The following is a 23,772-nucleotide window of genomic DNA, read 5'->3' on the forward strand; positions in this document are numbered from 1 at the left end:
AACGGATCTCTCCCTGATCGGTACTTTTTAGTTAGGTGTTTCGTTTGCGTTGCTGGCGATAATTACAGCCCCCCACGCAAGTTGTTCTTTGAGGTCTTCGATTGCCTCGGTCAGTTCATCGCGCTGGGCGATCATCGCGTTTAGGCGGTCTTGAGCAATCTGGTAGGTGCGCTTTAGCTGGGTCTGCTGCTGGTCGCCCATGTCATACAGATCCAGCAACTGGCGGATGTCCTCTAGGCTGAACCCAAAGCGTTTGCCGCGCAAAATCAGCTTGAGCCGCGCGCGGTCACGTTTGGTGAAAAGGCGGCGTTGGCCTTCGCGGATCGGGAACAGCAGTTCCTTGGCCTCATAAAAGCGCAACGTGCGGGCGGTGACGTCAAATGCCTCGCACATTTCACGGATGCTCATCATGCGGTCCGTGACGAAAAGATCATCCGGCGTGGTGGCGCCAACAGAGGTGTGCGCCGACGTGATTTGGGGGGTGTCTACATGTGTCATGCCCAAGTGCTAGCAAACAGTTGACGTTAACGTAAATGTAACGCCGCGTCACTTTTCGCAAGGTAAACAACTCGTGAATCAAACATGAATAATTAACCAGTTTCCATGGCCTAAAGCGCCCTGAAATTAGCAAAAATCGCTGTGTTTATTGGGATTTTGTACCGGCTACTCAGGTGCGCTTAGGACGAAATCTCATCTGCTGTAAGATTCCGCAGGCGGCGCAACTCTTCGGTGGTTTCAACCAATTGGCGCTGCTGTTCTTCCAGTTCGGCCAGTTGCACATCAGCCAGCTCAACCCATGCGCGCATCTGAGTCTCTGTGCCCTCGTGATCATAGATCAATAGCCACTGACGGATATCTTCAAGCGGGAAACCAAAGCGGCGACCGCGCAAAATAAGCGTCATGCGGGCACATTCACGGGTGCTGTAAAAGCGCGCGCGGCCTTCTTTGCGGGGGGTCAGAAGATCAATGTACTCGTAATAGCGCAGGGTGCGCGGCGTGACGTTAAACCGGGTACACATCTCTTTGAAGTTGAGGTCTTCGGTCGTGTTCACGGGGCAAATACTCCTGAAAATCTATTCTGACATTACGGCAAGTCGGGGGCAGCTTGCAACCGCTTCGCCAGTGGCGCATCACTAAATAGACTTGCACAAGGTGTTTGGCAGGTGAATGTTGCGTATGCGCGGGTCTGCATAATTTTGTGCCCGCTGCACCGCGCTTTGTGATGCGCACTGACGGAGAGCCGCTGAGATGACCACCCCTGAAAATGCTGACCGCCAAGCGCGGATTGCTGCGCAATTTATCGCGGCGATTCCACATTCGACTGCCTTGGGTATGCAGGTACAAAGCGTGTCCGGAGGGGTGGCTGAAATCACCATGCCGTATGACAAAAAACTGGTGGGAGACCCTGCCACAGGGGTGATCCACGGGGGGGCCGTATCGGCGTTGATGGATACGTGCGGCGGGGCTGCGGTGCTGTGCCATGACGCGGGGCCCATCGGGACAGCGACCATTGATTTGCGTATCGATTACATGCGCGCGGCCACGCCAGGTCAGACCATTACAGCGCGCGCGGAATGCTATCACGTCACGCGGTCTGTCGCGTTCGTGCGGGCCACGGCGGTGGATGAAGACACGGGGCGGCCCGTGGCCACGGCAACCGGTGCCTTTACGGTGGAGTTTGCGAAATGAGCGCGTCTGACAAAAACACCCGCCCCGCGCCCGAACCAGTTCAGGTGGTCAAACAGCGTCGTGACCGCGCGCTTCAGGCGTTGGTGTCGGGCATTCCTTATGTGCAGTTTTTGGGCATTGAATTTGACCGACGCGGAGATGAGCTGACGGCAACGCTGCGCTATGATCCCAAGTTGATCGGCAATCCGCTTTTGCCCGCGATACACGGCGGGGCAACGGCGGCTTTTCTGGAAACAGCGGCGATTATTGAACTGGGCTGGGCGCGTGTCTGGAGCGACGTGGAAAGCGGTGCGCTGGACGTTGAGGCGATGACACCTGAGAGCCTGCCGCGCTTGCCCAAGACGATAGATTTTACTGTAGATTACCTGCGGTCGGGCTTGCCCCGCGATGCGTATGCACGGGCGCGGATCAACCGATCGGGGCGGCGGTTTGCCTCTGTGCATGTTGAGGCGTGGCAAGACAATCGCAGCAAGCTTTTCGCCCAAGGGACAGGCCACTTCGTGATGCCAGAGCGAAATGATGGCGCAGATGCAGCCGCACGTGATCGCGGGTGAGTGCCCAAGCGCCTGATCCCAAAGCGCAGCCCCCCGAGGATGCAGCCGCTGGTCCTTTGACCCATAAACGTGTGCTGCACATCGCGCTTCCGATTGTGCTGTCTAACGCTACGGTGCCGATTTTGGGCGCTGTTGATACGGGCGTTGTGGGGCAAATTGGCGATCCTGTGCCTATCGGGGCTGTGGGGATCGGTGCGATAATTCTAAGTGCGATTTATTGGGTTTTCGGGTTCTTGCGCATGGGCACAGCGGGTCTGACGGCACAGGCCGCCGGTGCACGCGACGAAGGCGAGATGGCGGCGTTACTCTCGCGGGCGATGTTGATCGGGATTGGGGCTGGCATTGTGATCATTGCTGCCCAAGTGGCCTTTTTTGCAGGGGCGTTCATGATTTCGCCTGCCAGTCCGCAGGTTGAGGGGCTGGCCCGCGAATACATGAGCATCCGTGTCTGGTCCGCGCCTGCGGCCATTGCGCTTTACGGCATTACCGGTTGGTTGGTGGGGCGCGAAAACACCATGGGCGTGTTTGCCATTCAGCTGTTGGTAAACCTTGCTAACATGGGGTTAAGCGTGCTGTTGGGGCTGAAACTTGGCTGGGGTGTAAGCGGCGTGGCGTGGGCTACAGTGCTTGCCGAGTGGTCCGGTTTGGCTTTTGGGCTGTGGCTGTGCCGCGGGGTGTTTTGGGGTCCCTATTGGCGCAGTGTGGCGCGGGTTTTTGATAAAGCGCGTTTGGTCAATATGATGTCCGTCAACACAGACATTATGATCCGGTCCGTGTTGTTACAGGCGATTTTCGTATCTTTTCTGTTTTTCGGATCGGGGATGGGCAATGTGGATTTGGCCGCAAACCAGATCCTTTTGCAGTTTTTATACGTGACGGCCTACGCCATGGACGGGTTTGCGTTTGCCGCCGAGGCGATCGTGGGCCGCGCGATGGGCGCACGCGATCCGGCTCGGTTGCGGCGTGGGGCTATTTTGACAAGTGGATGGGGTTTGGGCATTTGCGCGGTGTTGGCGCTGGCTTTTGCGCTGGCTGGTGGGGCTGTGATTGATGTGATGACCACGGCGCCCGATGTGCGCGCAGCGGCGCGAGAGTATCTGCCATATATGGTTGCCGCACCCCTGCTTGGCACCGCGTCATGGATGCTGGATGGCATTTTCATTGGGGCCACCCGCAGCCGCGATATGCGCAACATGATGCTGGTCTCGGCGCTGATTTATTTTGCCGGTGCGGTGGTGCTGTTGCCGATCCTTGGAAATCACGGCCTGTGGCTGTGTTTACTGCTGAGTTTTGTGGCGCGCGGCATTACGTTGGGTCTGCGGTATCCGGCCCTTGAGCGGGCCGCGGCGCGCTGATCAAAGCCAGCGGTCGCGGTCTGTGCCAACAGCGTCTTTGACGTTGTCGAACCCGTCTTGGCGCAAAAGCGTATCCACCCCGTTTGCGAGATCACGGACCAACGAAAGGCCGCCGTAAACCAAACCGGAATAAAGCTGCACCGCAGAGGCGCCCGCTTTGATTTTGGCATAGGCCTGTGCTGGTGTGGCCACGCCGCCCACACCAATAAGCGGGATATCCGTCAGACCAAAGAGCCGCGCCAGAACCCGCGTGGACATCTCGAAGAGTGGTTGGCCCGACAGCCCGCCAGCTTCATGTGCGTGTGCAGAATTTAACCCGTCGCGGCGCAGGGTAGTGTTGGTGGCGATGATCGCATCAAGGCCCGCGTCGTTTGCGACTTCTGCCACATCCGCAATGTCTGCATCGCTGAGATCCGGCGCGATTTTGAGGAACACGGGCGTTGTGCCGCGCACCGCCATTACGCCCGCCAGCAATTCGGCGAGGGCCGCTTTGCCTTGCAGGTCACGCAGCTTTTCGGTGTTAGGGCTTGAAACGTTCACGGTGGCAAAATCAACCACGTCGCGGACCCGCTCCATCACGGTAGCGAAATCTGCTGCGCGGTCTGTGCTGTTTTTGTTGGCGCCAAGGTTTAAGCCCACGGGGATCGCGCCATCTGTTGTGGTTTTGCGCGCCGCCAGACGGGTTGCGATGGCGTCCATACCGTCATTGTTAAAGCCAAAACGGTTGATCACCGCAGCATCTTCGGCCAGCCGGAAAAGGCGGGGTTTGGGGTTGCCCGGCTGGGGGCGGGGCGTCGCGGCACCCACTTCCAAAAAGCCGAAACCCGCCTGCTGAAGCTTGCCAATGGCTTGTGCGTTTTTGTCAAAGCCCGCGGCAAGGCCGATGGGGTTGGCAATGTTGATGCCCGCAATTTGAGTTGCCAGCCGCGCGTTCGTGACAGGGCCGGGCGTTGGGGCGAGGCCTGCGTTGAGCGCTTTCAGCGACAATCCGTGGGCGGTTTCAGGATCAAAGCTGCGCAGAACGCGCATGCCAATGGTTTCGATTATGCTCATGTCATATCCGCCGGAAAACGATGTTGCGCGCCATCCCATGGCAGGGGCACGGCCCATTTTGCCTCGTCCAGACGAAGGTCGCGGTAAAGGTGGGGGAAAAAATCACCGCCGCGTGAGGGTTCCCACTTCAGCGCGTCGCCCAAGTTGTCGGTGTCATAGGCCAGTAGCCACAGGTCTTCGACAGCTGCAAACCATTTGGACGCGGTTTCGCCTGCCTGTGCTGCTGTTGAGAAGTGGACATAGCCATCGGCGACATCAATCGGCGCGCCTTGGGTCTGGCCCGCGTCTTGGAGGGCGGCCCATTCATCTGACCGCATGATTTTATAGATCAACATGGGGCTTCAAGTGCCGGCGAAATGTGCAGCCGTCAAGCATCTGTTACGTTATTGGCCCATGAAGTGGCCATGGTAGGCGATGTCTACTGGACACAATTCAAAGGGTGCGCCACGCTTGCGCTATCTGACAAAGGGGATTCCACATGATTAATCGTCTGCTTACTTCTGTCGCTGCTTTGGCAGTGAGTGCTGGGGCTGCTGCCGCTGACTATTCACTGACCATTTTGCACACAAACGACTTTCACGCCCGCTTTGAGCCGATCAGTAAATATGATGGTCCGTGCTCGGCGGAAGATAACACCGAAGGCAAGTGTTTTGGCGGCTCTGCCCGTTTGGTAACAGCTGTTGAAGACGCACGTGCGCGCAGCAACAACTTTATTCTTGTGGATGGCGGCGATCAGTTTCAGGGGTCACTCTTTTATACGTATTATAAAGGCAAAGTTGCCGCCGAGATGATGAACAAAATGGGCTATGACGGGATGACCGTGGGTAACCACGAGTTTGACGACGGCCCAGAAGTGTTGCGCGGTTTCATGGATGCGGTGGATTTCCCGGTCTTGATGTCAAATGCGGACTTTTCGGCAGAGCCTGCTTTGGCGGATAAATTGCTGAAATCTACAGTGATCGAGCGCGACGGTGAGAAGATTGGCATTATCGGTCTGACCCCAGAAGACACAGATGAGCTCGCCTCACCAGGTCCGAACATCAGCTTCAGTGACCCTGTCACCGCCGTGCAGGGCGAAGTGGACCGTCTAAGCGCGCAAGGCATCAACAAGATTGTTGTGCTGTCACACTCTGGCTTTGATGTGGACAAGCGCGTTGCTGCAAATGTGACGGGTGTTGATGTGATCGTGGGCGGTCACTCAAACACGTTGCTGTCAAACACCCAAGAGCGCGCGGTCGACGTTTATCCCGTGATGGTTGGCGACACAGCCATTGTGCAGGCCTATGCATACGGCAAGTTTTTAGGCGAATTGAACGTGACTTTCGACGATGCGGGCGTGATCACCCAAGCGGTGGGCGAGCCGATCATCACATCGTCTGAAGTGGGTGAAGACGCGGGCACTGTGGCACGCATTGCCGAGTTGGCCGCACCCCTTGATGAGATCCGCCAGAAAGTTGTGGCCAGTGCTGCAGCCCCGATTGAAGGCGACCGAGCAGTGTGTCGCGTGATGGAATGCGCCATGGGTAACTTGGTGGCGGACGCCATGCTTGAGCGCGTTGCAGACCAAGGTGTGACAATCGCGATTGCGAACTCTGGCGGTTTGCGGGCCAGCATCGACGCAGGCGAAGTGACAATGGGCGAAGTTTTCACTGTGCTGCCGTTCCAAAACACATTATCGACGTTCCAGATTGATGGCGCGGGTGTCATTGCGGCACTTGAAAACGGTGTGAGCCAGCTTGAAGAAGTAAAAGGCCGCTTTCCACAGGTTGCGGGCTTGAAGTTCACACTTGATCCCACGGTGGCACCAAACGAGGGTCGCATCCAAGATGTGATGGTGCAGACCGCATCTGGTTTTGTGGCGATTGATCCAGCGGCAACATATTCAGTTGTGACGAATAACTATGTCCGCAACGGTGGTGACGGCTACAAAATGTTCGCAGGCGACGATAAAAATGCCTACGACTTTGGGCCGGACCTTGCCGATGTTGTTGCGGAATACCTCGCAAAATCAGGTCCTTATGCGCCATACACAGATGGCCGTATTGCGGTAAAGTAGGCCTGTTGCATCAATGTCTAATCACGGCGCGTAGGGCTCCCTGCGCGCCGTTTTTGTTTGAATTTGATGGTGATTTGTTGGGGTAATTAGGTGGGGGACACACGGCGTTCGTATGCCCCCGTTATGAACGTGACCGGCACTAATTAGTTAATAAACTATGTAGGAAGTCAGTCCATTTTTAGTATCTAGTTGCGACCAAGTAAAAATACGATGAATCTAGCGGACGAATTGTGAAATATTTGCACATTCAATCGATTGGACGCGTGCAGGTGTGGTGATTAGCGGGTATCGGGTCTGTATGAACACATCACCTACAACCGCTTGACGATGGTCGCGCACTAACTTATTCGGACAGCAGCGCGGGTGTTGTGTAATGGTAAGACCTCAGCCTTCCAAGCTGATGATACGGGTTCGATTCCCGTCACCCGCTCCAATCTACCCCTCTTAGATTTCGGACTGTGTGTCGCAGGGCACGGCTGTTGCTTGGCTTGCTCCTATGCGGGGGGAGGGCTATAGCGATCTCGCACTGATAATCGAGGCCCCATGGCGCGTTCCAAAACTACCCCGCCCATCACAACTGACGAAGAACGCGCCAAGTCGAAGGACTTTGGGGCCCTTCGGGGTTTGGTACCCTTCATAAAACCTTACACGGCGCTTTTGGTGGCGGCGGTTTTTGCGCTGATCTCGACGGCGGTGATCAGTTTGGTGTTGCCGCTGGCGGTGCGCCGGGTGGTGGATAACTTCAACACTGGTGACGCGGAAATCCTTGATCAGTATTTCTTGGCGGCATTGGTCGTGGCGGGACTTTTGGCGTTGGGCACGGGGCTGCGGTTTTATCTTGTCACCCGTCTCGGCGAGCGGGTCGTGACAGATATCCGCATGGCCGTATTTGACCGAGTTATCGGTCTGTCGCCTGCATTTTTTGAAAAGATCATGACCGGTGAGGTGCTCAGCCGGATCACGACCGACACTACGTTGATCCAGTCGGTCATCGGTTCGTCCATATCGATCGCGGCACGTAACGCGTTGATTTTGCTGGGCGGGATGGTGTTGATGTTGTTGACCTCGGCCAAACTTACGTCACTGGTGCTGTTGATCGTGCCCGCTGTAATTGTGCCGATCATTGTGTTGGGCCGCCGTTTGCGCGTGCTCAGCCGCGAGAACCAAGACTGGATCGCGGCGTCCTCAGGCACTGCGTCCGAGACACTTTTGGCCGTTCAAACCGTTCAGGCTTTTACGTCCGAAGGGCACACACGGGCGCAATTTGCGGATGTGACGGAAAAGAGTTTTGTCGCTGCGAAAAAGCGGGTGCTGACCCGCGCACTGATGACCGTGATTGTAATCTTTCTTGTCTTTACGGGCATTGTTGGCGTGCTGTGGATCGGGGCGAATGACGTAAGCGCCGGTGCGATGACCGCGGGTGAATTGGTGCAGTTCGTCATCTACGCGGTCATGGTTGCGGGGGCTGTTGCTGCCTTGTCCGAGATCTGGTCCGAGTTGCAACGCGCGGCGGGCGCGACCGAAAGACTGGTTGAGTTATTACATGCCGAAGATACCGTGCTGGATCCCGCGTTGCCTGTTGCGTTGCCCGATGCAAAGCACGGCACAGTCAGCTTTGAGGATGTCACTTTCCGCTATCCCGCGCGGCCCAATGCGGCCGCGCTTGACGGTATTTCGTTCAGCGTGAAGCCTGGTGAAACGGTAGCACTTGTTGGCCCGTCCGGTGCGGGTAAGTCGACAATCATTCAGCTGCTGCAGCGTTTTTACGACCCCCAAGCGGGGTGCATTATGCTGAACGGTGTCGACCTGCGCGATATGGAGCGTGCGGCATTTCGTCGTGCAATCGCTTTGGTTCCCCAAGAGCCGGTCATCTTTGCAGCCTCTGCGGCAGATAATATTCGCTTCGGCATGCCCGCTGCCACGGACGCCGAGGTTGTTGCGGCTGCCAAAGCCGCCGCCGCCGATGAGTTCTTAAGCGCGCTGCCCGAAGGGTATGACACCTATGTGGGTGAGCGCGGTGTGATGCTGTCTGGCGGGCAAAAACAGCGCATTGCGATTGCCCGTGCAATTTTGCGCGATGCCCCTGTTTTGTTGCTTGATGAGGCCACTTCCGCGCTTGATGCGGCGTCTGAGCGCGCGGTGCAGCAGGCGGTGCAAACCCTGTCGGCGGACCGCACAACGTTGATCGTGGCGCACCGTTTGGCGACCATCAAACAGGCGGACCGGATCGTGGTTTTTGATCAAGGCAAGATCGTAGCTACCGGCACCCATGATGAACTGGTTGCGCAAGACGGACTTTATGCGCGGCTTGCACGATTGCAGTTTACTGCAGAAATCGCGTAAATTTTCGAAAGTTGCTGTAGTTTTTCGTGGCGTCACACTTGCTGTGATTTGCGTTTGGCCACACGATGCTAAAACGCGTGGGCTTTGGTGCGGCGCGTTCTCTTTGGGAGGAGACCACTATGTCCATTTTCGCATCGAAAGATGACATCACTGCGATCAATAACGCGATGCCCTATGAGGACCGCGACAGGCCAGCGACGATGTATGCGTTTATGAAGGATGTTAAAGACCGTTTCGGGTCGCGCCCTGCGATTTCGTATCAGATTTTCTCTGGTCCGAAAGATGCAGCTGAGACGCTGACTTGGGATGAGTTTTTCGTGCGCAGTGTTCAGGCTGCTAACTTGTTCCGCAGTCTTGGTGTTGGTGAAAAAGACACAGTGGCATTTGTGTTGCCCAACTGTAATGAGACGGCGGCGACAGTCATTGGCGGTATGATCGCGGGCATCGTGAACCCTGTGAACCCGCTTTTGGACGCCACACAAATCGGGGCCATTCTGCGCGAGACAAAAGCCAAAGTTGTTGTCACGCTGAAGGCGTTTCCAAAAACTGACGTGGCACAAAAAACTGCCGAAGCGGTGGCACTTGCGCCGAATGTTAAGCATGTGATTGAGGTTGATCTGCTGCGGTATGTGACCGGCGTCAAGAAGATGATCATCCCGCTGATCCGTCCCAAAAACCCTGTCAGCCACAACGCCAAAGTGCACCAATGGGATACTGCGGTGGGTGCACAGAACACGACGCTTGATTTTGCTGACAGTGAAGGTGACCGCGTGGCGGCTTACTTCCACACGGGCGGTACCACGGGCATGCCAAAAGTGGCGCAGCACCGCTATTCGGGGATGATTTACAACGGCTGGATCGGTGACACGCTGCTGTTTACGGAAGAAGATAATGTGATCTGTCCGCTACCGATGTTCCACGTTTTTGCGGTCCATGTGATCATGATGGCGATGATCAGTTCCGGCGCGCATGTGGTGTTCCCGACGCCACAAGGTTACCGCGGTGACGGGGTGTTTGATAACTTCTGGAAGCTGATCGAGCGCTGGCAGATCACGTTTGTCATTACTGTTCCGACGGCAATTTCTGCGCTGATGCAGCGTCCGGTAGATGCGGATATTTCATCGATCAAAACGGCGTTTTCAGGCTCAAGCCCGCTGCCTTTGGAGCTGTTTAAAAAGTTTGAAGGCGCGACCGGTGTGAACGTCGTTGAAGGCTACGGTCTTACCGAGGCCACATGTCTGGTCAGCTGTAATCCGGTTGGTGGCCTTAAGAAGGTTGGTTCAGTTGGATTGCCCTTGCCGTACACGGATGTGAAAATCCTGATGGACACCGCTGATGGTCCCAAAGAAATGGGCGTTGATGAGATCGGTGAGGTTTGTGTTGATAACCACGGTGTCTATGCGGGCAATACCTATACAGAGGCCGAGAAGAACCAAAACCTCTATCATTTTGACACATATTTGCGCACGGGCGATCTGGGTCGAATTGATGAAGACGGCTATCTTTGGATTACCGGACGGGCGAAAGATTTGATCATTCGCGGTGGTCACAACATTGACCCTGCTGAAATCGAAGAGGCACTTGCGGGTCACGATGCGGTTGCGATGGTGGGTGCGATTGGTCAACCAGATGCGCACTCAGGCGAGTTGCCATGTGCCTATGTGGAACTTGTGCAAGGTGCGTCCGTTAGCGTCGATGAGTTGATGGAATACGCCAAGGCCAACATCCATGAACGGGCGGCTTTCCTCAAGTATATTGAGATTTTGGACGAGCTTCCCAAGACCGCGGTTGGCAAAGTCTTTAAACCTGATCTGCGAAAATCTGCGATCACGCGTATTTACGACAAGGCGCTTTCGGATGCTGGTTTGGCGGTGCGCGTGGCCGAAGTTCAAGACAACAAGAAGCAGGGTTTGCTGGCTATGCTGACCCCCGTTGAAGGCGTGAGTGACGCGCAAGTCACTGACGTATTGGGCAGCTTCACACGGCCTTGGCAGTGGGCTGACTAAAGCGCTTCACACCATAGCGGCGTGATCGGGCTTGCAATGCGCCCGCGCGCCGCGCCATACATTGCGGTGACCCCTTAAGGTACGCGCAGGGAGGGCGGTGATACATCGTCTTGCGGGTGCTTTTTGTTAACGCGCGGTGATAAACACCGCCTCTTCAGGAGCCAACATATGCAAGAGCTAACTCATTACATTAATGGTGCCCACGTCAAAGGAACCTCGGGCCGTTTTGCGGATGTGTTCAACCCCGCTACAGGCGAAGTTCAGGCGCAGGTGCCTTTGGCCTCTGAGGCCGAAATGGCCCATGCCGTTGAGGTTGCAGCACAGGCACAGCCTGCGTGGGCAGCCGTAAACCCGCAGCGCCGCGCACGGGTGTTGATGAAGTTTGTTGATCTGCTTAACCGCGATATGCAAAAGCTTGCAGAGGCCCTGAGCCGCGAGCACGGCAAAACCGTTCCAGATGCCAAAGGGGACGTACAGCGCGGTCTTGAGGTGGTTGAGTATTGCATTGGTGCGCCGCATCTTTTGAAGGGCGAATACACCGACAGCGCGGGCCCCGGCATTGATATGTATTCTATGCGCCAAGCGCTTGGGGTGACGGCGGGCATTACGCCGTTTAACTTTCCTGCGATGATCCCGATGTGGATGTTTGCGCCCGCGATTGCCTGCGGTAACGCGTTTATCCTCAAGCCGTCCGAGCGTGACCCATCTGTGCCACTTATGCTTGCGGAGTTGATGGAAGAGGCCGGTTTGCCTAAAGGTATTTTGCAGGTTGTGAACGGCGATAAAGTGTCCGTCGATGCAATCCTGCACAATGACACCATTCAGTCCGTTGGCTTCGTGGGCTCTACACCGATTGCGGAATATATCTATGCGACGGGATGTGCGAACGGCAAACGCGTCCAGTGTTTTGGTGGGGCGAAAAACCACATGATCATCATGCCTGACGCGGATATGGACCAAGCTGCAGATGCTTTAGTTGGTGCGGGCTACGGTGCTGCTGGCGAGCGTTGCATGGCCATTTCTGTGGCCGTGCCCGTAGGCGATGAGACGGCTGACCGGTTGATCGAAAAGCTGGTGCCACGCATTGAGGCGTTGAAAGTCGGGCCGTACACTGCGGGCACTGATGTGGATTACGGCCCCGTCGTGACAGCCGCCGCAAAAGCCAACATTGAGCGTCTCGTACAAACCGGCATCGACCAAGGTGCAAAGCTGGTTGTGGATGGACGTAACTTTAACTTGCAAGGTTACGAAGACGGATTTTTCGTGGGTCCGCACCTGTTTGATGACGTCACAAGAGACATGGATATTTATAAGCACGAGATTTTCGGGCCAGTCCTGTCAACGGTGCGCGCGCAGTCCTACGAGGAAGCCCTTGGCCTTGCGATGGACCATGAATACGGCAACGGCACAGCGATCTTCACCCGTGACGGCGATGCCGCGCGTGACTTTGCCAACCGCGTGAACGTGGGCATGGTGGGGATCAACGTACCAATTCCAGTGCCGCTAGCCTACCACACATTTGGCGGCTGGAAGAAATCTGTCTTTGGCGATTTGAACCAGCACGGACCAGATGCGTTTAAATTCTACACCCGCACCAAAACAGTCACCTCACGCTGGCCGTCAGGCATCAAAGAGGGTGGCGAGTTTTCTATTCCTGTTATGGAATAAGCGGCTTTGGTTTAGTCGACGAGCTGACCGACACTAACTTGAAAAAGCCCTGCATGATTGTGGGGCTTTTTTATGAGGGAGTTAGTTCGGTTCAGAGACGTCTGGTCTTCAATAGCGGTATTCTTAACATCGCGTAATATTGATAACTCTCAGTAAGACAGCCTATGATTGTTTTTGGGCGTTTTTTTGCGACCGTATTGAATAGTGTCGGTAACGAGTGTTGGTATAATGAATGAAAAAGCGCTGATCACCGGCATTGAGGGGCAAGACGGGTCTTATTTGGCCGATTTTTTGTTAGCTAAAGGGTATGAGGTGCACGGGATCAAGCGGCGGTCTTCGTTTTTCAATACTGATCGCATTGACCACATCTACCAAGACCCACATGTGCCAAATGCGCAGTTAAAACTTCACTACGGCGACCTGACTGACAGTTCGAATTTGACACGGATCATGCGCGAAGTAGAGCCTGATGAGGTTTATAATCTGGGTGCGCAGTCCCATGTCGCGGTAAGTTTTGAGGCGCCTGAGTACACGGCCGATGTGGACGCGCTTGGGACGTTGCGGATGCTTGAGGCAATTCGGCTTTTGGGCCTTGAGCAAAAGACCCGCTTCTACCAAGCGTCCACGTCCGAGTTGTACGGCCTTGTTCAAGAGACCCCTCAGCGCGAGACGACGCCTTTTTACCCACGCTCTCCGTATGCTGTGGCCAAGCTTTATAGCTATTGGATGACTGTGAATTACCGCGAGGCGTATGGGATGTATGCCTGTAACGGGATACTTTTTAACCACGAAAGTCCGCGTCGGGGTGAGACTTTCGTGACCCGTAAAATTACTCGTGGGCTGGCTAATATCGCACAAGGGTTGGAAGAATGTCTTTATATGGGCAACATCGACAGCCTTCGCGATTGGGGGCATGCGCTGGACTATGTGCGGATGCAATGGATGATGTTGCAGCAGGACGCGGCAGAGGACTTTGTGATCGCGACTGGCAAGCAATATTCCGTTCGTGAGGTCATTATATGGGCAGCGCAGGAGTTGGGGATTACGTTGGCGTTTAGTAGTTCTGACGTTGATGAAATCGCGATAGTGGATGCCATTGAGGGTGATAGCGCCCCAGGTCTGAGCGTGAACAGCCGGAAGACTGTTGATCGCGAATAGCCTGCGTCTTGAACCACTTGCATGACGTTTAAGCTGCGCAAGCTTTTCGATCGCGCGCCAAGGCGAAGTGCTGCGATCAAAAATGCGATGAAGCGATCATCTGGTACATGTTCTTGGGCGGCGGCTTCAATTTCAGGCATCCTCGCTTGGATCAGCTTATCGGGCTTGGCATTTTGAGCCTCAAAATCGAAGTCAGCGATGCCCGGGATGTCTTTGCTCATGCGTCGGCTCATACATTGTTAATTTAGCGCCGTTCCAGCGGTAGGGGTAACAAACTATTCGCCATAGATTTACCAAATTAGTGTCAAGGTAATACTTTGCGGCAACCTAAAGTCAACTCGCTGTGATCTCTCATGTTTAATGAATTAAAAACAATGGACTACAGGTATTTTTCGGTTTCAGTTCCATTTCCGCCCGCTCGTATTATAAGCCAAATTTCGCTGTGCTAGCAATTTACGAGGGTGGGATAATGGTCTGAAAAAATGGGTAATATTGGCAGGACTGATAGTGCATTAAATGGTGGGGTTTTCATCGGGTTGCGTTGCAAACTGGGGTGCGCCGATGATTGATACCAGCGGAAACCAACTTCTGTGGCAGGCCGTTTTAATGCGTGTGCTGCAAGACATCCGCGACGTAAACCGCGGCGTTGACGGCTACTCGCATTTCATCTCCGCATCGCGTTGGATCGGCACTTATCCCTCCAGAGAGTTCTCCGAAGTGTGTGCGCTTGCGGGCTACGAGGCAGATTTTATCCACCCAAGATTTTTGCGCATTGTGAGAGAAACGCAAGCAAGGCTGGCGCAGCGAAAGTGTTCAGATTTGGTTGCTGCGGAGTAGGCCATTGTGCAGGCGCGGCATGTTCTGATCGTATGCCGAGGATAGATCATTGCACAAAAGCGACATTTCTGACGTTTTTGGACAAAAGCTCTTGTGGCTCGGTGTCTGTTGGGGGAGGTTATGTGCAACAGTGCGCGTGAATAAGCCTTTCACCGAAGCGAACGTGCTGAAGTTCAAACGGGAGACTGAAATGAAAAAGACATTACTTGGCGTTGTTGCCGCGACTTCGATGGGCCTTATGGGGACCACAGCGATGGCGGACTGCGGCGATGTATCCATTACCGAGATGGATTGGGCGTCTTCGGCGGTTGTGACATCTGTATCAAAGTTCCTGATGGAGCAGGGTTACGGCTGCAACGTGACTGTTGTTCCGTCCTCAACAGTACCTGCGCTGACATCTGTTGCTGAAACAGGTGAGCCGGACATCGTGACCGAGACTTGGGTCAACAATCTTCCGGTTTATGAGGAACTGATCGCTTCTGGTAAGCTTATTGTTGTCGCTGATGTTCTGTCAGACGGTGGCGTTGAGGGTTGGTGGATCCCACAGTACCTTGCAGATGCGCACCCTGAGTTGCTGACAATTGAAGGCGTGGTAGCAAATCCTGATCTTGTTGGTGGACGTTTCCACGATTGTCCATCGGGTTGGGCATGTGAAATCATCAATAATAACAACGTCAAAGCCGCTAATTTGGAAGCTAACGGTATCGAGCGCTTCCAGCATGGTTCAGGTGAGACACTCGCCACTGCGATTGCTTCTGCGTATTCTGACAAAGCGCCATGGTTTGGTTACTACTGGGCACCAACATCTGTGCTTGGCAAATACCCAATGGTACGTGTTGATGTAGGAGAGCATGATCCAGAAGCGCATGCATGTAATAGCGATGTTAACTGTGCCGCACCTCGACTATCGGCGTACCCGAAATCAAAAGTTACGACGGCGGTATCCGGAATGTTCGCCGACCGCGAGCCAGAGATAGTTGAGTTGATGAGTAACGTAAGCTTTACAAACGCCCAGATGGGCGAACTTCTGGCTTGGCAGCAAGATAACAATGCAAGTTATGATGAGGCTGCAGTTTACTTCCTGACGAACAACAAAGACGTCTGGGGTAACTGGCTGAACGCAGAAGCAAAAGAAAAGCTGTCCGCACTGCTTCAGTAAGGCTGTCTGGATAAAATATAGAAACGCCCGCTCTCTTGAGTGGGCGTTTTCTGTTTGGGGCACACTTCTGCGCATAGTCGTTTTGATCGAACTCGATAGATCCTAGAGTTCTGATTACTATTCTTTGTGCGCTGGAAAACCTGCTGCTGAGGTGCGTTATTTGGGCTTGCATAATCACACCATGCTGACCGCGGGCCAAATGTGGCACAATTCGCATCAAAGTCCTTAGCCGTCATGATCTAGGCTCTCAGTTATTGGGCGCTATCGTTTTCCAGTTAGAGTCCGTTGACGGGGACTTTGAGCATTGGGTTGCCGTCTTTGTCGGTTGGGACCTCGCCTGCGCGCATGTTTACTTGGAGTGACGGGATGATCAGCTTCGGCATAGCGAGCTGTGCGTCGCGTTCCGTACGGAACTTGATAAAGTCCTCACGTGTTTTGTCGCCGCCCACGTGGATGTTGTTGGCCTTCTCATCGGCCACTGTCGTTTCCCACTGAATGTCGCGCCCGTTGGGGCCGTAGTCGTGGCACATGAACAAACGCATGTCGTCCGGCAGGGCCAGAACCTTCATGATGCTGTCGTAAAGCTCCTCAGCAGAGCCGCCCGGGAAATCACAGCGCGCTGACCCACCGTCGGGCATAAACAGGGTGTCGCCCGTAAAGGCCGCGTTGCCCATGACGTGCACCATACAAGCGGGCGTATGGCCGGGCGTATACATGGCAAAGCCCTGCATATTGCCGATCATATAGGTGTCGCCGTCCTCAAACAGCGCGTCAAACTGACTGCCGTCCCGTTGGAACTCGGTCCCCTCGTTGAAGACCTTGCCAAACACTTCCTGCACAACCGTGATCTTGTGACCAACCCCAATTTTGCCGCCCAGTCTTTGTTGAATATAGGGGGCCGCGCTTAGGTGATCCGCGTGGACATGGGTCTCGATGATCCATTCCAGCTTCAGCCTGCGCGCCTCAATCTGGCGGATCAGCTCATCGGCGTGATCAAAGGTGATGCGACCGGCTGCGTAGTCGATGTCCATAACGCTGTCGATGATCGCGCAGGCATCAGATGTGGGGTCTTTGACGATGTAGCTGATCGTGTTTGTTGCATCATCAAAAAAGGCCTGAACGTCAGGGGTGATGTCCATGTTTACGGGGTACGTCATTGTCAATCTCCTTGGTCTCAGGTGCAGGTGGTGGCCGCAGCTTTGCGTCATCCTCAGTGTGTGGGCGGGCAGTATGCCACCAATGTGAGCGCAGTGTTTTATTGAGGCACAGCCGCCGTCGTCATCCGTGTCATCAGGCGTCGCAGGGCAAGTCCAACAACCACCGCAGCTATAAACAGAACCACTTCCCAACGCCCCGTTCCAAGGGCGGGAATAGCTGCTCCGGGGCAAAACCCGGCAATGCCCCAGCCGATGCCAAATAACGCAGAGCCACCGACAAGGTTGGGATCAATATTGGTTGCGTTTGGTACTTGGAACGTACCGCCAAACAAGGGATGCGCGCGGCGCCACACAGCGCGGTACCCAATCCCTGTGACAACCAGTGCACCACCCATCACAAAGGCGAGGCTGGGGTCCCATGTGCCTGCAATGTCAAAGAAGTTCAGCACTTTGGCTGGGTTCATCATACCCGACAGAGCGATCCCGATACCAAAGACAAGACCTGTGAGGCCAGCAAAAATCAGTTTCATGGATCAGGCTCCAAATATGTGACGAATGATAAAGACGGTGATGCCGGCGGTGGCCATAAAGGTAGGCACTGCAACAAGCGACCGAATGGAAAAGCGCGACAATCCGCAGACCCCGTGACCCGATGTGCACCCAGATCCTAAGCTTGCGCCAAACCCCACGATGATGCCGCCGATCACAATCATGGTGGGGCTTACTGGCACATCGACAGCGGGCATTGTGCCACTGACCAAAAAGATCACACCGGGTGCAGCGATCATGCCAAGGATCATGGCAGCGCGCCACGATGCCTCTGCACGGTTTTGTGCAAAAACCAGACCGGACATGATACCGGTGGCCCCCAGAATGCGGCCAAGGCCAAGCATCAACATAACGGCGCCAAGACCAATCGCGAGGCCACCGCCAAGGGAGGCAAAAGGAGTGAAAGCTGTTTCCATGATTATGTCCATCCTGTCTTGATGCCAGCCGCCGTCGTAAAACGTCGCGCCGTGCTGCTTGAATTAATGATCATGAATGCCTCCTCGGGACGATAACATAGCCGAAGAATACACCCCAACAGCTGCGCCTTCAGTGACATTGTCACTTAAGGAATAAGAAGCTGAAAACATGCTGGAACAGTGTTTCATTTTCAGTAGATAGGATCAGCCTGCGCGTCCTCGCAGACATTTTCTCAGAGGCTCTGAATGTACTCTGCGCGGCTAAACACTCAATCAGCAGACTAATCCCAGCGATTGAGCCAAATGGGTATCACCTTGGTTGTACGGTAAGGTTATGCCACTTCTGAACAGACTGGCTCTAGATAGCCTAGCCCCAAACCGTAAACGTTTGAACAGGTTTGCAACTTTGATTTTGCGTTGTCAGATCAGTGTGCCGTACCTGTCGATCCGCTAGCGAAGCTCAAATTGATGACGCCTACTAAATAATGAGTTTAGCCACTTCCAGGGCGAACCGTCAGACCCAATATGTTCCAGCTTTGCATGCCGCCACGATAGTACCGAATTTTTTCGGCTGGATATCCCGCAGCAATCATACGCCGAGCAGCAGTGGGTGATTGGCCGCACCACGGACCGTTACAAAATAGAACAACAATCGGAGCCGCATCACTGCAGATCCATCCATCGAAATCAATCTCGCACCCAAGCTCATCCAATCTGTCCGCAGCTTGTGTATACGGGATAGAGATTGCGCCCGGTATCGTAGATTTATCGTAGTCAGTGCGTATTCGCCCATCGACCAATACAGCATCTTCTCGTTGTAAAAACTCAAGAACTTCCAATTCGCCAACTGGCGCAACACCAGGAGCAGGTATCATTGGTTGGATGCAAAAGTTTGGACATGGCCGTGACGTTTGTGTCCAAGGTTCTTGCAACCGTGCATTCGGATCCTGGTTGCGCTTGATATCAACTATGCCATTAGCGGTCTGAACTGTTACGCTCAATAGGTCTTTGGCAATGCCGACGTCGCCAGCTTGCGCCGAGCCCGCCATCATCACACAACAAACAATTAGTTCTTTTAAACGCATGAAGTTAGCCACCTTAACTACTGGTTTTATAATATAAATCGGAAATAAACTTACGCGAAAGACCGGCACAGCTTGGCTCAACACACGGGCCAGAAAACTCTCGGACGGCAGATTGCGCCCGAGAGTGTTTTTAAAATCTATTACCCGAACATGTCCGCAGTAATACCAGAGTACCAACCTTCAGATTCGAGGTAGGTTGCCTTACGTACTTCAGAACTCTCACCGGTAGATGAGATGAAGCCATCAACTTTGGCGATCTTTTCATCGGTGGCTTCATATGTTGCGCCAACTTTAACACCGTTGTCAGTGTCGATCAGCGACCAGCATGTGTTAGAGAACTTGGCAGGGAACACACGTGAACCCGTCAGCGCTCCACGAATTGCGTTTGCACATACCTTGGCTTGGCTATTTGCAGAGAACCCTGACTTTGGCATATCGCCTTGCTGTGAAGCGTCGCCAAGAACATATACGTCTGCATCTGCTTTGCTTGACATGTCAGCAGCATTCACCGGCGCCCAATTGCCTTGAGTAACGCCTGCAATTTCAGCAATTTTACCGGCCTTCATGGCTGGGATGACGTTGCACACGTCAACATTGACAACCTCTCCATCAATGCTGAGCGTCATACCATTCGGATCAACTTCGACGTTACCGCCGCCAAATTCTTCACCGACCCAATCGATCATACCGCCATAATTATTTGCCCAACCCTCTTGGAATAGAGCCATTTTTGAGAATTTCGGCTTAGGGTCTGCAACAATAATTTTTGCAGTTGGGTTATTTGCTTTGAGGTAATGCGCAACCATCGAGACCCGCTCATATGGGCCTGGAGGGCAGCGATATGGGTTTGGTGGAGCTACCATCGCGAATACACCACCCTCAGGCATCGCAGCCAACTGAGCTTTCAAAAGCTCGGTTTGAGAGCCTCCCTTATAAGCATGAGGCATCGCGTTTTGTGCCGTCACATCCCATCCGGCTACTGCGTTATCAACAAAATCGATACCGGGGCTTAACACCAATTTGTCGTATGTAAGCGTTGCTCCACCGGCCAACGTTACTTGCTTACTATCGCGGTCAACACCAATGGCCCAATCGTGAATAACATTCACGCCAGCGGCAGCCAAACCACCGTAGCTGTGACCGAGTTCATCCATCTCCTTAAAACCACCGAGGTACAGGTTTGAGAAGAAGCAGGTGTAGTAGGTACGGGTGGGCTCAATGAGTGTTACATCAATTTCGCCTTTACTATCTTTAGCGATATAACGAGCCGCAGTCGCACCGCCTGCACCACCACCAATTACAACGACGCGCGGCTTGCCGTTTCCTGCAGCCAACGCCATAGGAGCCGATAAAGCAGCAGACGCCGCCGCTGTGGCACCCAAAAACTTTCTTCTGTTTATAGTCATTTCTTATTCCTCCCTTTATTGCCTCAGTTTCCGAGGCTTTTGAAATACGCTGCAAGCGCAGCGATCTCATCATTGGCCAAACGACCAGTGACCATTTGCATCACGGAATTATCGCGATACTTTTCTTTGTAAGCGTGCATTGCTGTAACGAAATCTGCCTCGTCCCAGCCTGTAATGCCGGGGATGCCATCATTGGCACCACTGGATAAATGACATGTGGTACACTCGGACCCGAGGTACTCACCATAAGCGACGTCACCATCCATAGCCAATATTTCTTGTGATACAGAAAAACCGGCTTCGGTAGCGATCGAGCTATCAGAATATGTTGTGAGGTACGCTATCACATCTGCGCGCTCCTCAGGTTTTGTTAAGCCCCTAAAACTCATCCGTGTTCCTGGCAGGTATTTTTTCGGAGCCTCTAGGAAAGCATTAAGAGCCGCTTCATCCCAAACCAGACCGTCAGCAGCGGCATTTTTCAAAGCCTTAGAGTATTTCACACCATCAATATTTGCAGCAGGTGCGCCAATGATATTGTTGAGGTTGGGGCCGACGCGATTACGCGCATCATCACCCACCATGTGGCAGCTGGCGCATTTCCTATAGACTTTTTTGCCCGCATCAGGGTCCCCTACACTTTCCGCGTGAGCGGAAAATGTAGAGACCGTCAGCCCAACACATAATCCTATTCTAGAAAGATCCAAAAGCATGATTATTCGCCAAATGTTCGCAAGTATTCGATAACTGCCTGCTGGTCAGATGCTTTCTTCAGGCCGGGAAAAGCCATCTTCGTACCCTTCATATACGATTTTGGTTTTTCCAAAAAACCGGCCAAGGCTTCATCATCCCAAACCAAACCATCCTCAAGCGCTGCTGTAAACACCTTTGAATATTTGAAGCCGTCGACCGACCCCATGGTCCGACCAACAATGCCGTTCAAATGCGGGCCAGAACCATTCTTTGCTCCCTCTCCAACCCCATGGCATGCTCGGCATTTCTTAAATACTTTTTTGCCATCATCAATCAACTGTGCTTCCTGATCCTCTGCGGACACCTCTTCAACAATCGCCTTTGTGGCGGCAGGTGCTTTTGGCGCAACAGTGGCTGCAGGGATAAATGCTGGGCCAGTGGCCGTGAATGACGGCAGACCATCAATCGTGGCATTGTTCATGACCGAATTGGAACCACCTTCTGGCGGTGTCTCAACCAAGAAGACAGACCGCATCGTGACTTCGACTTCTTCTTTACAGTTTTTCATGCATGGTTCAGTGCGCCAAGCCGCGTACTCAGTTTCAGCGCGGTCATCCAAAACAAAACCGTCTTCGTTGTGCATTTCGAAGTCAGCAAAATTTTCTTGTGATAGCACAAAATCGTCATCAACCATGTCATTGGAATAAAGAATATAAGCAACGATCGCGTACGTTTCATCCGCAGTCAGAGTCCCTGCTGCACCGAACGGCATTGAGCGATTGATGTAGTCCCACACAGTAGAAAGATGAGGCCAGTAGGAGCCTACTGTTTTGATTGGGTCCTCATCTGCCAGCGTGTCAAAACCTCCCGCCAGCACCGGCCAATTGTCAACACCTTCAGCGAAGTCACCGTGACAGGCGGCACATTGATCCGCAAAGACCTCTTCACCTGTGAACACATCGCCAGATCCCACGGGTAACCCGCGTCCATCTGGTAGGACATCCACGTCCCATGCTGCGATTTCCTCGGACAGCGCTAAACGACCAATTTGATATGTGTCGGCTTTGAGCGGTGCAGGCTCTGCAACGGAGCCAACCTGGGAGGCAGCTGCTGCCAGATTAGTTTCGACAGTTGTCAAACGATCTTGAAGAGCTTGGACAACTTCATTCTGTGCATCGCTTGCATTCTGTGCCGCTGATGTCCGAGCGTTGGCTTGATCAAGCTGAATTTCGAGGGACTCGATAGTGCTCTTGTTGTAATCACGCCCCGCTAGTCCAAATGCGAGCCCAAGTGCTAATGCTGTGCCACTGGCTGCCGGCAGGAAGATATTAAGAAACTTCGACATTCTCGGCTTTCCCTTCTACGTCTACGTACCAAGTTTGGATACAGTTGTTGTGATACACAGCGTTCTCGCCACGTTGTTCTCTCAGTTGTTCTTTAGTTGGTTGAACGTAGCCGGTGTCATCCATAGCTCGTGCTTGCAAAAGCATCGGCGTACCGTCCCACTCTGTATCTAAGTAGAACCGCGTCAGCGCTTTTGTGTCACCCTGCTTGCCAAGCCGCGCAGTTTCCCAAGTAATACCGCCATCTTTGGACACGTCTACGCGCGTGATCTGACCGTGACCTGACCAAGCCAGACCGGAAATAACCATCGGCCCTGCACCATGTGTAACGGGCATTTGCGGGCTCGGAGATGTAATGACAGACTTTGCGTCCATGACCCACGTCCACTTGCGTGCTACGCCATCCTCGTAAACGTCGGTATATTTTGATGTTTCTTCGCGGCTCTCAACTGCGCGATCAGTGATTTCAATACGGCGCAACCACTTAACCCAAAGGTTACCCTCCCAACCAGGTACTACCAAACGCACTGGATATCCGTGCTCCATCCGCAAGGCTTCACCGTTTGCTTTGAAAGCTACCAAAACGTCATCCAGCGCTTTTTCCATAGGTATGGAGCGTCCGTTCGATGATGCATCGGCGCCTTCAACATAAACCCATTTATCCAAAGAGATGTCAGCTCCCGCTTCTTTTAGAAGCGTCCGCAAAGGAACACCGGTGTATTCCATGTTGTGGATCATCCCATGTGTAAATTGTACGCCGTTCAGCTGCGCACCGGCCCACTCCATACCCGTGTTGGCAGCACATTCACAGAAATACACATGGTTTTCGCGTGGCAACCGCTCAAGATCTTCATAGGTAAACACCAAAGGCCGATCCACAAGACCATTGATCATCAAGCGGTAGTCATCTTTGTGAAGTTCAATCGCGCCTGAGTGATGGCGTTCAAACGCACACCCTTGGGGTGTGATTGTGCCTTCAAGCGCATGAATTGGGGTGAAATTGATAGACGAAATAGGTGAGGCTGTCAGCCATTCAACATTGCGACGAATAACGTCGGACTCGAAGCTAATCGGAAGGCCGTAAGGTGTCTCATCTACCCCCGCGCCCAGATATGAGGCCCAGTCCTGCAGCTCGGTAATGGCTGGATCAGGTGTTTGGGCACTAACAGTACCAGCAGCTGTGCCTGCTGCTACTGCAGCACTTCCTCGCAAGAAGGCGCGACGGGAGGTTTTAGACATCTCATCCAT

The 23,772-nt window shown here is 53.8% G+C and carries 21 protein-coding genes, 1 tRNA gene and 1 pseudogene; 11 read left to right on the plus strand and 12 right to left on the minus strand.

The window, feature by feature from the left end; translation table 11 throughout:
• Positions 1-27: 27 nt before the first annotated feature.
• Both ACTF5M_RS02155 and ACTF5M_RS02160 read right to left on the minus strand, forming a co-directional pair.
• Entirely contained in the window at positions 28-411 is a 384-nt protein-coding gene (locus ACTF5M_RS02155) for a MerR family transcriptional regulator (protein ID WP_438959528.1), read from the minus strand.
• A gap of 266 nt (positions 412-677) precedes the next feature.
• The gene (locus ACTF5M_RS02160) at positions 678-1,019 is read right to left on the minus strand and encodes a MerR family DNA-binding protein (RefSeq protein ID WP_438959529.1); all 342 of its coding nucleotides are present in this window, start codon (positions 1,017-1,019) and stop codon (positions 678-680) included.
• Positions 1,020-1,248: 229 nt separating this feature from the next.
• Here ACTF5M_RS02160 and ACTF5M_RS02165 point away from each other — a divergent pair, with 229 nt between their 5' ends.
• From ACTF5M_RS02165 to ACTF5M_RS02175, 3 genes are read left to right on the plus strand one after another with little or no spacing between them, the layout of a single operon-like run.
• Positions 1,249-1,689, plus strand: coding sequence for a PaaI family thioesterase (locus ACTF5M_RS02165; protein WP_438959462.1), 441 nt, complete (start codon positions 1,249-1,251; stop codon positions 1,687-1,689).
• A complete protein-coding gene (locus ACTF5M_RS02170; RefSeq protein ID WP_438959463.1) occupies positions 1,686-2,243 on the plus strand; it encodes a PaaI family thioesterase in 558 nt (185 codons plus the stop codon). Before ACTF5M_RS02165 ends, ACTF5M_RS02170 begins: the two co-directional genes overlap by 4 nt.
• Positions 2,240-3,598: an MATE family efflux transporter gene (locus tag ACTF5M_RS02175; protein ID WP_438959464.1), complete on the plus strand. Its 1,359-nt coding sequence runs from the start codon at positions 2,240-2,242 to the stop codon at positions 3,596-3,598. The genes ACTF5M_RS02170 and ACTF5M_RS02175 overlap by 4 nt, the downstream gene beginning before the upstream one ends.
• Here the strand turns inward: ACTF5M_RS02175 and ACTF5M_RS02180 are convergent, their stop codons facing one another.
• Both ACTF5M_RS02180 and ACTF5M_RS02185 read right to left on the minus strand, forming a co-directional pair.
• Positions 3,599-4,651, minus strand: a complete 1,053-nt coding sequence (locus ACTF5M_RS02180; RefSeq protein ID WP_438959465.1) for a quinone-dependent dihydroorotate dehydrogenase — start codon at positions 4,649-4,651, stop codon at positions 3,599-3,601.
• Entirely contained in the window at positions 4,648-4,986 is a 339-nt protein-coding gene (locus ACTF5M_RS02185) for a DUF952 domain-containing protein (protein WP_438959466.1), read from the minus strand. The genes ACTF5M_RS02180 and ACTF5M_RS02185 overlap by 4 nt, the downstream gene beginning before the upstream one ends.
• A gap of 143 nt (positions 4,987-5,129) precedes the next feature.
• Here ACTF5M_RS02185 and ACTF5M_RS02190 point away from each other — a divergent pair, with 143 nt between their 5' ends.
• The 8 genes and pseudogenes from ACTF5M_RS02190 to ACTF5M_RS02225 all read left to right on the plus strand — a co-directional run bounded on the left by ACTF5M_RS02190 (position 5,130) and on the right by ACTF5M_RS02225 (position 15,878).
• Complete coding sequence (locus tag ACTF5M_RS02190) at positions 5,130-6,707, plus strand: bifunctional metallophosphatase/5'-nucleotidase (protein WP_438959467.1); 1,578 nt, start codon at positions 5,130-5,132, stop codon at positions 6,705-6,707.
• 359 nt (positions 6,708-7,066) lie between these two features.
• Positions 7,067-7,140, plus strand: a tRNA-Gly gene (locus tag ACTF5M_RS02195).
• A 110-nt stretch (positions 7,141-7,250) separates the two neighbouring features.
• Positions 7,251-9,050, plus strand: a complete 1,800-nt coding sequence (locus ACTF5M_RS02200) for an ABC transporter transmembrane domain-containing protein (RefSeq protein WP_438959468.1) — start codon at positions 7,251-7,253, stop codon at positions 9,048-9,050.
• Positions 9,051-9,169: 119 nt separating this feature from the next.
• On the plus strand, positions 9,170-11,056 hold the full coding sequence (locus tag ACTF5M_RS02205; protein WP_438959469.1) for an acyl-CoA synthetase: 1,887 nt from the start codon (positions 9,170-9,172) through the stop codon (positions 11,054-11,056).
• Between the two features lie 168 nt (positions 11,057-11,224).
• Positions 11,225-12,724 (plus strand): CoA-acylating methylmalonate-semialdehyde dehydrogenase, encoded by a 1,500-nt coding sequence (locus tag ACTF5M_RS02210; RefSeq protein WP_438959470.1) that lies wholly within the window; start codon positions 11,225-11,227, stop codon positions 12,722-12,724.
• A gap of 228 nt (positions 12,725-12,952) precedes the next feature.
• Positions 12,953-13,852: pseudogene (gene gmd / locus ACTF5M_RS02215) on the plus strand (GDP-mannose 4,6-dehydratase); the annotation flags it as partial.
• A gap of 591 nt (positions 13,853-14,443) precedes the next feature.
• Positions 14,444-14,719 (plus strand): hypothetical protein, encoded by a 276-nt coding sequence (locus ACTF5M_RS02220; RefSeq protein WP_438959471.1) that lies wholly within the window; start codon positions 14,444-14,446, stop codon positions 14,717-14,719.
• A gap of 190 nt (positions 14,720-14,909) precedes the next feature.
• Positions 14,910-15,878: an ABC transporter substrate-binding protein gene (locus ACTF5M_RS02225; protein WP_438959472.1), complete on the plus strand. Its 969-nt coding sequence runs from the start codon at positions 14,910-14,912 to the stop codon at positions 15,876-15,878.
• A gap of 275 nt (positions 15,879-16,153) precedes the next feature.
• Here the strand turns inward: ACTF5M_RS02225 and ACTF5M_RS02230 are convergent, their stop codons facing one another.
• From ACTF5M_RS02230 to soxC, 8 genes are all read right to left on the minus strand, one after another.
• On the minus strand, positions 16,154-17,035 hold the full coding sequence (locus tag ACTF5M_RS02230; RefSeq protein WP_438959473.1) for an MBL fold metallo-hydrolase: 882 nt from the start codon (positions 17,033-17,035) through the stop codon (positions 16,154-16,156).
• Between the two features lie 98 nt (positions 17,036-17,133).
• Positions 17,134-17,565 carry a DUF6691 family protein gene (locus ACTF5M_RS02235; RefSeq protein ID WP_438959474.1) on the minus strand — a complete coding sequence of 144 codons (432 nt, stop codon included), beginning with the start codon at positions 17,563-17,565 and terminating at the stop codon, positions 17,134-17,136.
• Between the two features lie 3 nt (positions 17,566-17,568).
• Positions 17,569-18,000 (minus strand): YeeE/YedE family protein, encoded by a 432-nt coding sequence (locus ACTF5M_RS02240; RefSeq protein ID WP_391482894.1) that lies wholly within the window; start codon positions 17,998-18,000, stop codon positions 17,569-17,571.
• Between the two features lie 491 nt (positions 18,001-18,491).
• Positions 18,492-19,085 (minus strand): rhodanese-like domain-containing protein, encoded by a 594-nt coding sequence (locus ACTF5M_RS02245; protein WP_438959475.1) that lies wholly within the window; start codon positions 19,083-19,085, stop codon positions 18,492-18,494.
• Between the two features lie 140 nt (positions 19,086-19,225).
• On the minus strand, positions 19,226-20,491 hold the full coding sequence (locus tag ACTF5M_RS02250; RefSeq protein WP_438959476.1) for an FCSD flavin-binding domain-containing protein: 1,266 nt from the start codon (positions 20,489-20,491) through the stop codon (positions 19,226-19,228).
• A gap of 23 nt (positions 20,492-20,514) precedes the next feature.
• Complete coding sequence (locus ACTF5M_RS02255) at positions 20,515-21,201, minus strand: c-type cytochrome (RefSeq protein WP_438959477.1); 687 nt, start codon at positions 21,199-21,201, stop codon at positions 20,515-20,517.
• Positions 21,202-21,203: 2 nt separating this feature from the next.
• Entirely contained in the window at positions 21,204-22,526 is a 1,323-nt protein-coding gene (locus tag ACTF5M_RS02260) for a c-type cytochrome (RefSeq protein ID WP_438959478.1), read from the minus strand.
• Positions 22,510-23,772 carry a sulfite dehydrogenase gene (soxC, locus tag ACTF5M_RS02265; protein ID WP_438959479.1) on the minus strand — a complete coding sequence of 421 codons (1,263 nt, stop codon included), beginning with the start codon at positions 23,770-23,772 and terminating at the stop codon, positions 22,510-22,512. Before soxC ends, ACTF5M_RS02260 begins: the two co-directional genes overlap by 17 nt.

It is taken from the genome of Nereida sp., assembly GCF_965655635.1.
Classification (GTDB): domain Bacteria; phylum Pseudomonadota; class Alphaproteobacteria; order Rhodobacterales; family Rhodobacteraceae; genus Nereida.

Bases quoted from the DNA above. Each gene is read 5' to 3' on its own strand.
- ACTF5M_RS02250 (WP_438959476.1), bottom strand. From the start codon at position 20,491: ATGACTATAAACAGAAGAAAGTTTTTGGGTGCCACAGCGGCGGCGTCT.
- ACTF5M_RS02240 (WP_391482894.1), bottom strand. From the start codon at position 18,000: ATGGAAACAGCTTTCACTCCTTTTGCCTCCCTTGGCGGTGGCCTCGCG.
- ACTF5M_RS02260 (WP_438959478.1), bottom strand. From the start codon at position 22,526: ATGTCGAAGTTTCTTAATATCTTCCTGCCGGCAGCCAGTGGCACAGCA.
- ACTF5M_RS02235 (WP_438959474.1), bottom strand. From the start codon at position 17,565: ATGAAACTGATTTTTGCTGGCCTCACAGGTCTTGTCTTTGGTATCGGG.
- ACTF5M_RS02155 (WP_438959528.1), bottom strand. From the start codon at position 411: ATGATGAGCATCCGTGAAATGTGCGAGGCATTTGACGTCACCGCCCGC.
- ACTF5M_RS02160 (WP_438959529.1), bottom strand. From the start codon at position 1,019: ATGTGTACCCGGTTTAACGTCACGCCGCGCACCCTGCGCTATTACGAG.
- ACTF5M_RS02205 (WP_438959469.1), top strand. From the start codon at position 9,170: ATGTCCATTTTCGCATCGAAAGATGACATCACTGCGATCAATAACGCG.
- ACTF5M_RS02210 (WP_438959470.1), top strand. From the start codon at position 11,225: ATGCAAGAGCTAACTCATTACATTAATGGTGCCCACGTCAAAGGAACC.
- ACTF5M_RS02230 (WP_438959473.1), bottom strand. From the start codon at position 17,035: ATGACGTACCCCGTAAACATGGACATCACCCCTGACGTTCAGGCCTTT.
- ACTF5M_RS02225 (WP_438959472.1), top strand. From the start codon at position 14,910: ATGAAAAAGACATTACTTGGCGTTGTTGCCGCGACTTCGATGGGCCTT.
- ACTF5M_RS02255 (WP_438959477.1), bottom strand. From the start codon at position 21,201: ATGCTTTTGGATCTTTCTAGAATAGGATTATGTGTTGGGCTGACGGTC.
- ACTF5M_RS02200 (WP_438959468.1), top strand. From the start codon at position 7,251: ATGGCGCGTTCCAAAACTACCCCGCCCATCACAACTGACGAAGAACGC.
- ACTF5M_RS02185 (WP_438959466.1), bottom strand. From the start codon at position 4,986: ATGTTGATCTATAAAATCATGCGGTCAGATGAATGGGCCGCCCTCCAA.
- ACTF5M_RS02245 (WP_438959475.1), bottom strand. From the start codon at position 19,085: ATGCGTTTAAAAGAACTAATTGTTTGTTGTGTGATGATGGCGGGCTCG.
- ACTF5M_RS02165 (WP_438959462.1), top strand. From the start codon at position 1,249: ATGACCACCCCTGAAAATGCTGACCGCCAAGCGCGGATTGCTGCGCAA.
- ACTF5M_RS02180 (WP_438959465.1), bottom strand. From the start codon at position 4,651: ATGAGCATAATCGAAACCATTGGCATGCGCGTTCTGCGCAGCTTTGAT.
- ACTF5M_RS02220 (WP_438959471.1), top strand. From the start codon at position 14,444: ATGATTGATACCAGCGGAAACCAACTTCTGTGGCAGGCCGTTTTAATG.
- ACTF5M_RS02190 (WP_438959467.1), top strand. From the start codon at position 5,130: ATGATTAATCGTCTGCTTACTTCTGTCGCTGCTTTGGCAGTGAGTGCT.
- ACTF5M_RS02170 (WP_438959463.1), top strand. From the start codon at position 1,686: ATGAGCGCGTCTGACAAAAACACCCGCCCCGCGCCCGAACCAGTTCAG.
- soxC (WP_438959479.1), bottom strand. From the start codon at position 23,772: ATGGATGAGATGTCTAAAACCTCCCGTCGCGCCTTCTTGCGAGGAAGT.